The sequence below is a fragment of the Xylanibacter brevis ATCC 19188 genome (assembly GCF_000621725.1).
Taxonomy (GTDB): Bacteria; Bacteroidota; Bacteroidia; order Bacteroidales; family Bacteroidaceae; genus Prevotella; species Prevotella brevis.
Genome location: NZ_JHXM01000025.1, coordinates 21,329 through 29,365, shown reverse-complemented (window position 1 = coordinate 29,365; position 8,037 = coordinate 21,329). Strand labels below are relative to the sequence as shown.

The following is an 8,037-nucleotide window of genomic DNA, read 5'->3' as shown; positions in this document are numbered from 1 at the left end:
ACTCCCCTCCCTTCAAGGGGAGGGGCAGGGGTGGGGTCTGTATCTCCATTGGCAGTTAGAACAACACTGACCCCACCCCCGACCCCTCCCCTACATGGGAGGGGAGAAAACTACACAAAACAACCCAACATCCCCTGGTCAACAACCCCTCCCCATCCCTCCCGAGGGAGGGGGTTGGAAATAAGAAAGTCTCCCCCTTGGGGAGATTTAGAGGGGGTCTTAATTTTTTATTACTATGAAAAACAAAATTGAAACTTGGAAATTTATTGTGCAGACCATCATTGCCGTACTCACGGCAATCGCTACTAGCCTCGGCGTGGCGAGTTGTATGAACTAGGAACCCCTCCCCGACAGGAACCCCTCCCCATCCCTCCCAAGGGGAGGGGTTTTGGAGTCCTTGGATTTTCAACCGCATAGTACGAAAGAATCCTTTTGGGGTATGTTCTATAAATTGCATATATCATCCGCTGAACTCCCCTCCCTTCAAGGGGAGGGGCTGGGGGTGGGGTCTGTAACTCCATTGGCAGTTAGAACAACACTGACCCCACCCCCGACCCCTCCCCTACATGGGAGGGGAGAAAACAACACAATCCAACTACCCCTCCCCATCCCTCCCGAGGGAGGTGGTTAAGTCTCCCCCTTGGGGAGATTTAGAGGGGGGCAAGTCTCCTCTCGTGGAGATTTAGAGAGGGTTGGTTTGCGCCATAGGCGCACCACTTCTCACTTCTCACTTTAAACAACAAAAAACAGCGCACCTATTCAGAGTGCGCTGTTTGTTGTTTAGGAGGTGGTTAAGTCTCCCCCTTGGGGAGATTTAGAGGGGGTTTTAGAGGGGGTCTTTACCCCAAAAATCCTAGTAGGGCGCCGGCAGCTACGGCTGAGCCGATGACTCCTGCTACGTTGGGACCCATGGCGTGCATCAACAGGAAGTTGTGGCGATCGTACTCAAGGCCCAGGTTGTTGGAAATGCGAGCTGCCATCGGTACGGCACTGACACCGGCATTGCCAATGAGGGGATTGAGCTTCTTGTTCTTGGGCAAGAAAAGATTCATGAACTTCACAAAGAGCACTCCGCTGGCGGTGGCTATGGCAAAGGCAAAGGCACCAATGGCAAAGATGAAGACGGTGTTCAGCGTGAGAAACTCGGAGGCTTGGGTAGAGCAGCCTACGGTGAGACCCAACAACACTACGACGATGTCGTTGAGGGCGCTGCCGGCCGTCTTAGCCAGGCGGGTGGTTTTGCCACTCTCCTTCAGCAGGTTGCCGAAGAACAGCATGCCCAGCAGTGGCAGGGCCGAGGGTACGATAAATGTGGTGATGAGCAGGCCGATGATTGGAAACAAGATGCGCTCGGTTTGTGATACCTCGCGGCCGGGCTTCATCTTGATAGTGCGCTCGCTCTTGGTGGTGAGCAGACGCATCAAGGGGGGCTGAATCAGCGGTACCAGCGCCATGTATGAATAGGCACACACGGCAATGGCGCCCATCAGGTTGGGCGAAAGCTTAGACGAGAGGAAGATGGCCGTGGGGCCGTCGGCACCACCGATGATGGCGATGCCTGCTGCCTGATTGGGCTCGAAACCAAAGAGCAAGGCCAGCATGTAGGCACCAAAGATGCCAAACTGGGCGGCAGCGCCGATGAGCATCAGTTTGGGATTGGCCAGCAGAGCCGAGAAGTCGGTCATGGCGCCGATGCCCAGGAAGATGAGCGGCGGATACCAACCCTGACGAACGCCCTGGTAGAAGATGTTCAGCACGGAGTTGTCCTCATAGAGCCCTATCTCAAGACCGGCATCGGCACGGAAGGGAATGTTGCCCAGGATGATGCCCAGGCCGATGGGTACCAGCAGCAGGGGCTCGAAGTCTTTCTTGATGGCAAGATAGATGAAGACGGCGCCAACGACGATCATGATCAGGTTGCCAACAGTGGCGTTGGCAAAGCCTGTATAGGTCAGGAACTCGTTGAAGTTTTCGATGATGAATTGCCACATAATGATACGATTTTTTAGTGGTTTAAGAAAGACCTACCCTATGGTGATCAGCACGGCGCCCTCCATGACGGTGTCGCCAGGCTTCACGGCTACGGCGGTGACATTGCCAGAGACCTCGGCCTCGATGTTGTTTTGCATCTTCATGGCCTCGAGGGTGAGGACGACGTCGCCCGCATTCACGTGTTGTCCCACCTGCACCTTCACATCGGTGATGGTGCCTGGCAGGGGCGACTTCACAGCCGAACCGGCGCCTTGCGCTGGTGCGGGCGCAGCAGCGGGTGTTGCAGTTGCAGTTGTTGCAGTTGTTGCGGGTGCGGGTGCGGGTTGTGGCGCAGCGACCTTGGGTGTGCTCATCTGTGGATGCTTGGCCGCATTGATAGGTTTCTGCAGCTCCACCTCGAAGGGGATGCCGTTCACATTGACCTTGGCGATGTTGCCTTCTACGTCGGCAATCTCTACTTGATAGTCAACACCTTTGACTTTATACTGATAAGTTTTCATACGCGCTTTATTTCATTTCAGGATTAGTGGGGATGGCGGGCGATTGATGCATGGAGGGCACGACGGGCTTGTGGAAGTGGGTCATCTGACTATACTCGGCGTCCCATTCGGTGTCCTTAGGTCGGATGGTGATGATGCCACTCTCCACGTCGTGTACATCATCCTCGTATTGGCGCAGGGCCATGCCGATGACGGCCATATAGACCTCCATGTCGATGCCCTTCTTGTCGAAGCCTTCCTGCAGGATGTTGCTGGTCTTATGACCAATCTCGGCAGTGATTTCCACCGTCTTGGTGATGGGCTTGATGGGCTGCTTGTAGGCCACACGCTTGGCCGTCTCGAGATGGCGCATCAGCAGGCCGAAGAGCATGAAGAAGAGCCAGAGCAGCGCCAGGCACATGAAGACGATGCCCATAGCCATGAAGGCCATGGCAAAGCCGTGGGGGTCGTGCTCTTTGAACTTGTCAATCTTGGATTTGTGGATAGATTCGGCGACGGCACGGTTGGCTATGCCAGGCGTCACGCTGCGGGCTTCCCTCACCATCCATCGGCCAGAGAGGAAAGCGTAGGACTCATCAGCAAGAAGTGCGGGAACCGTGACAGAGTCTATCAGCTCTACCCCATTGGCATTGTAGAGGGCCACCCACTGGGGGCCTTCAGCAGACAGGGGGGCTGAGAGATGGAGCGAGCCATGCGCAGGATTGGCGCCGAGGTAGAGCAGCAGATGCTTGCGAGCCCCCAAGCTGGTGCGGTCGTCGCCCGAAGGGATGGCGCTCATCAGCCGGATGCGCTCGGGCGCAGAGAGCTGCTGGTTGAGCACGGCCTTATTGGTGGTGATGTACATACCCCTTACATTATAAGTGGTGTAAGAGGTGTTTTCCAGTTCTACCCACGGCAGGTTGCTGCCAAAGGCATCCTTGATTCCCGTTATGTTTTGCGTTTGAACCTCACTGATGATGATGTTCTTTGCTCCCTGAGCGAACATCATCATCGATGAGGAAAAAACGACTATGCTAAGCCAAAGTCTTGATGTGTGCATTATTCATATAAGTTGAGTTAAGCGGTATCTGTCTCCCTTAGAACTGTCCGCAGCAGAACAGCACAATGAGCTGAGCTGTGAGGATGCGCAGGAACATGGCCAGTGGATAAACCGTAGAATAGCCTACCGCAGGGGCCTCCTTAGAGCAGATACTGTTGGCATAGGCCAGTGCTGGGGGGTCGGTATAGGTACCTGCCAGCATACCGGCAATCGTGAAGTAGTTGAACTTCAGGCGTCGAGCGATGGGGCCTATAATTAATATAGGTATGATCGTGATCAGGAAGCCTGTCAGCACATAGAGCACGCCATTGCCCGTCATCACGGTGTCGAAGAAGTTGGCTCCGGCCTTGATGCCGACGGATGCCAGGAAGAGCACAAGTCCGATCTCTCGTAGCATCATGTTGGCCGACGTGGTGGTATAGGTCACCAGCTTCACCTTGTAGCCATAGCGGCCAATGAGGATGGCAATGATCAGCGGACCACCGGCAATGCCAAGCTTCATCAGAGGCATGCCAGGAACGAAGGGCAGCGAACCGAAGATGATACCCACGATGATGCCGACAAAGATAGTGGCAATGTTGGGCGCATCAAGACGCTTGATAGAGTTGCCCATGATGTGGGCCACACGATCTACGGCATCCTGAGGACCTACCACCATGATGCGGTCGCCAACCTGCAAGGGAAGACTGGGCGATGCGAAGATGTCCATGCCATGACGAGTGACGCGAGTCACGTTGACGCCATAGACACTCGAAAAGTGCATCTGACCGAAAGACCTTCCGTTGATCTTCGGATTGGTCACCAGCACGCGCTTTGATACCAAAGGCTGATCCTGACGATCCCAATCGACCTCGATCACAGGGCCGATGAAGGCCACGATGGCCTCGTAGTCGGCCTCGGCACAGACGATATACATCTGGTCGCCCACGTGGAAGACGGTGTCACGATTGGGGATAGACACATGGCCATCGTGAAGAATGCGAGACACCACGAAGTCGCGGTTCAGGAAGTTGTGGATCTGAAGCACGGTCTTGCCCTCCAGGTACTTATTAGATACCTCCAGGTGCATGTGGTGAGGCTTCTGTGTGGCCTTTGCGCCAGCCTCTTCCTCGAGTGCCTCCTCTTCTTTCTCCAGCTTCACGCGGCACATATAGCGCACCACGATGGTGGCACCGATGATGCCCAGCACACCGAGGGGGTAAGCACAGGCATAGGCCGAGGCAATCTGTGGAGGATTGTCGCCAAACACATCCTTGAGCGATGCCAACGCCTCGTTGGCAGCACCAAGACCAGGCGTGTTGGTCACGGCACCATACAGCGTACCCACCATCATAGGAAGATTGGTGATGTCGTGCTGGCTGTAGAAGAAAATGAAATAGCAGGCGAACATCACCACAATGTTCAGCACGATAGCCGAAGCGGCCAGCGCATTCAGCTTGATACCTGCCTTACCGAAACTCTCGAAGAAGCCAGGACCCACCTGAAGACCAATCATGAAGACAAACAGAATCAATCCGAAGTCTTGCACAAAGGTCAGCGTGTCTGTAGGAGCTGCCTCCATTCCATAGTAATGATAGATGTGGCCCAACACGATGCCTGCGAAGAGGACAAACGTGACGCCAAGCGAGATACCGAATATCTTTATCTTTCCCAGATAAACACCCAGGGCAATCACAATGGCATAGAGAATAGCTATGTGTGCCACCGATTCGGTATTTGCAAATAGATTAACAAACCATTCCATAATATAAAACTAAATTCAAACACATATTTCTTATTTCAATGCAGCTATCGACTCACGCAGGGCTGCAATTTTCTCTTCCGAGTCGGCCTGCTTCTTGCGCTCCAGGGCTACCACAGCCTCGGGGGCGTTGGCCACAAAGCGCTCGTTGCTGAGCTTCTTCTTCACACCGGCCAGGAAGCCTTCGAGGTGAGCTATCTGGGCCTCCATCTTCTTGATCTCCTCTTCCACGTCGATCATGTCGCCCACAGGAACTGCAAACTCGTCGGTGCCCACCATGAAGGCGGCAGCAGAGGCGTCCTTGCTCTCAACGACGGTGATATCCTGAAGGTTGGCCATCTTGGCGATGATGTCGTTGTAGGCCTCGAAATGATTCTGACCTACGGCCTGCAGAGAGAGCTTCTCCTTGGGGGCAATGTTCTTCTGGTTGCGCACCATGCGAACACCGCTGACTACCTGCTTCACCTGTTCTACGTCGGCCACCAGCTGATCGTCGGCAGCAGTAGGAGCCTCGAGCTGCAGGTTGTCGCGCATGATGCTCTCGCCCTCCTTGCGCTCGTAGAGAGCCTGCCAGAGTTCCTCGGTGATGAAAGGCATGAAGGGGTGCAGCATCTTCAGCAGAATCTCGAAGAAGCGAAGTGTGGCTGCATAGGTCTCCTGGTCGATGGGCTGTGCCTGACCATCGATGTAGGCTGGCTTCACCATCTCCAGATACCAGCTTGAGAACTCGTCCCAGAACAGCTTATAAACCGTCATCAAGGCGTCGCTGATGCGATACTTGGCAAAGTGGTCTTGCAGTTCGGCATTGGCCTGCTTGATGCGTGCTTCCATCCAAGCCACAGCCTGCTTGTTGCCATTGTCGGCAGCAGCATCAGATACCTGCCAGCCCTTCACCAGACGGAAGGCATTCCAAATCTTATTGTTGAAGTTACGTCCCTGTTCGCAGAGGCTCTCGTCGAACAGAATATCGTTGCCAGCAGGTGCAGAGAGCATCATGCCCATACGCACACCGTCGGCACCATATTTCTCGATCAGCTCGATAGGATCGGGCGAGTTGCCCAGCGACTTAGACATCTTGCGGCCCAGCTTATCGCGAACGATACCCGTGAAGTAAACGTTCTTGAAGGGGAACTTGCCCAGATACTCCTCGCCAGCCATGATCATACGAGCCACCCAGAAGAAGATGATATCGGGACCTGTGACGAGGTCGCTTGTGGGATAGTAATAGTTGATTTCTTCGTTGCCAGGATTGTTGATGCCGTCGAAAAGCGAAACGGGCCACAACCATGAAGAGAACCAGGTATCAAGGGCATCCTCGTCTTGCTTCAGGTCGGCCATCTGCAGATTGGCGTTGCCACTCTCATTGCGTGCCAGCTCAAGGGCCTCTTCAGCTGTCTCGGCCACTACGTATTTCTCTTCAGCATAGTAATAGGCAGGGATGCGATGACCCCACCACAGCTGGCGACTGATACACCAGTCCTGGATGTTCTCCAACCAGTTCTTGTAGGTGTTTACATACTTCTGAGGATAGAAGTGCATCTCGCCATTCAGCACGGGAGGCAGCGCAATGTCGGCAAAGTGCTGCATCTTGAGGAACCACTGCAGAGAGAGGCGTGGCTCGATAGCCGTGTCAGGATTGCGCTCAGAATAGCCCACCTTATTAGTATAGTCTTCTACTTTCTCCATCAGGCCGGCTGCCTCGAGGTCTTTCACAATCTGCTTACGACAATCGAAGCGGTCCATACCTACGTACATCGTGCTCTCGGCGCTGATGGTACCGTCGGCATTGAAGATATCGATGGTCTCCAGGTTGTGAACCTTACCCAGCATGTTGTCGTTCTTATCGTGAGCGGGGGTAACCTTCAAACAGCCCGTACCAAACTCAATCTCTACATAGCGGTCTTCGATGACGGGGATTTCGCGATTCACCAATGGCACAATCACCTTGCGACCCTTCAACCACTGGTTCTTGGGGTCCTTGGGGTTGATACACATAGCGGTGTCGCCCATGATGGTCTCAGGACGCGTGGTGGCAACTACTGCATAGTAGCCCTTCTCGTCCTTGTGAATCACATTGCCTTCTGTCTCCTCCACAGCGCAATCGCCAGCCACATAATACTTCAGATAGTACAGATGGCTCTGCTCCTCGCGATAAACCACCTCTTCGTCTGAAAGGGCTGTCAGCGCCTTTGGATCCCAGTTGACCATGCGAAGACCACGATAGATGTAGCCTTTGCGATAGAGGTCAACAAACACCTTGATGACGCTCTCAGAGCGCTTCTCGTCCATCGTAAAGGCCGTGCGATCCCAGTCGCAAGAGGCACCCAGGCGGCGCAACTGCTTCAGGATGATGCCTCCGTGCTCGTCGGTCCACTCCCAGGCGTGCTTCAAGAATTGCTCACGCGTGAGGTCGTGCTTCTTGATGCCTTCGGCAGCCAACTTCTTCACCACCTTTGCCTCGGTAGCAATAGAAGCGTGGTCGGTGCCGGGCACCCAGCAGGCGTTCTTGCCTTCCATGCGTGCACGACGAACAAGGATGTCTTGAATCGTGTTGTTCAGCATGTGACCCATGTGAAGCACACCAGTCACATTGGGTGGTGGAATCACGATTGTGTAGGGTTCACGACCATCGGGTTTTGAGCTGAACAGCTTGTTATCCAGCCAATACTGATACCATTTACCTTCGACCTCTTTTGGGTCGTATTTACTTGCTATTTCCATACCTTATTATAAAGCTTTCTCTATTATTGGGTGCAAAGTTACAA

General features: G+C 54.1%; 6 protein-coding genes. 1 reads left to right on the top strand and 5 read right to left on the bottom strand.

What is annotated here, in order from left to right; translation table 11 throughout:
* Positions 1-235 precede the first annotated feature (235 nt).
* Complete coding sequence (locus tag T433_RS16565) at positions 236-337, top strand: smalltalk protein (protein ID WP_155808454.1); 102 nt, start codon at positions 236-238, stop codon at positions 335-337.
* Between the two features lie 502 nt (positions 338-839).
* Here T433_RS16565 and T433_RS0112160 read toward each other — a convergent pair.
* From T433_RS0112160 to T433_RS0112140, 5 genes are all read right to left on the bottom strand, one after another.
* The gene (locus T433_RS0112160) at positions 840-1,991 is read right to left on the bottom strand and encodes a sodium ion-translocating decarboxylase subunit beta (protein WP_027455985.1); all 1,152 of its coding nucleotides are present in this window, start codon (positions 1,989-1,991) and stop codon (positions 840-842) included.
* A gap of 33 nt (positions 1,992-2,024) precedes the next feature.
* Positions 2,025-2,492, bottom strand: coding sequence for an acyl-CoA carboxylase biotin carboxyl carrier protein subunit (locus T433_RS0112155; protein ID WP_027450556.1), 468 nt, complete (start codon positions 2,490-2,492; stop codon positions 2,025-2,027).
* A gap of 7 nt (positions 2,493-2,499) precedes the next feature.
* Positions 2,500-3,483, bottom strand: a complete 984-nt coding sequence (locus T433_RS0112150; protein ID WP_248616526.1) for an OadG family transporter subunit — start codon at positions 3,481-3,483, stop codon at positions 2,500-2,502.
* Between the two features lie 85 nt (positions 3,484-3,568).
* Complete coding sequence (locus tag T433_RS0112145; protein WP_027455983.1) at positions 3,569-5,275, bottom strand: putative transporter; 1,707 nt, start codon at positions 5,273-5,275, stop codon at positions 3,569-3,571.
* Positions 5,276-5,305: 30 nt separating this feature from the next.
* On the bottom strand, positions 5,306-7,993 hold the full coding sequence (locus T433_RS0112140) for a valine--tRNA ligase (RefSeq protein WP_027455982.1): 2,688 nt from the start codon (positions 7,991-7,993) through the stop codon (positions 5,306-5,308).
* Positions 7,994-8,037: the final 44 nt, after the last annotated feature.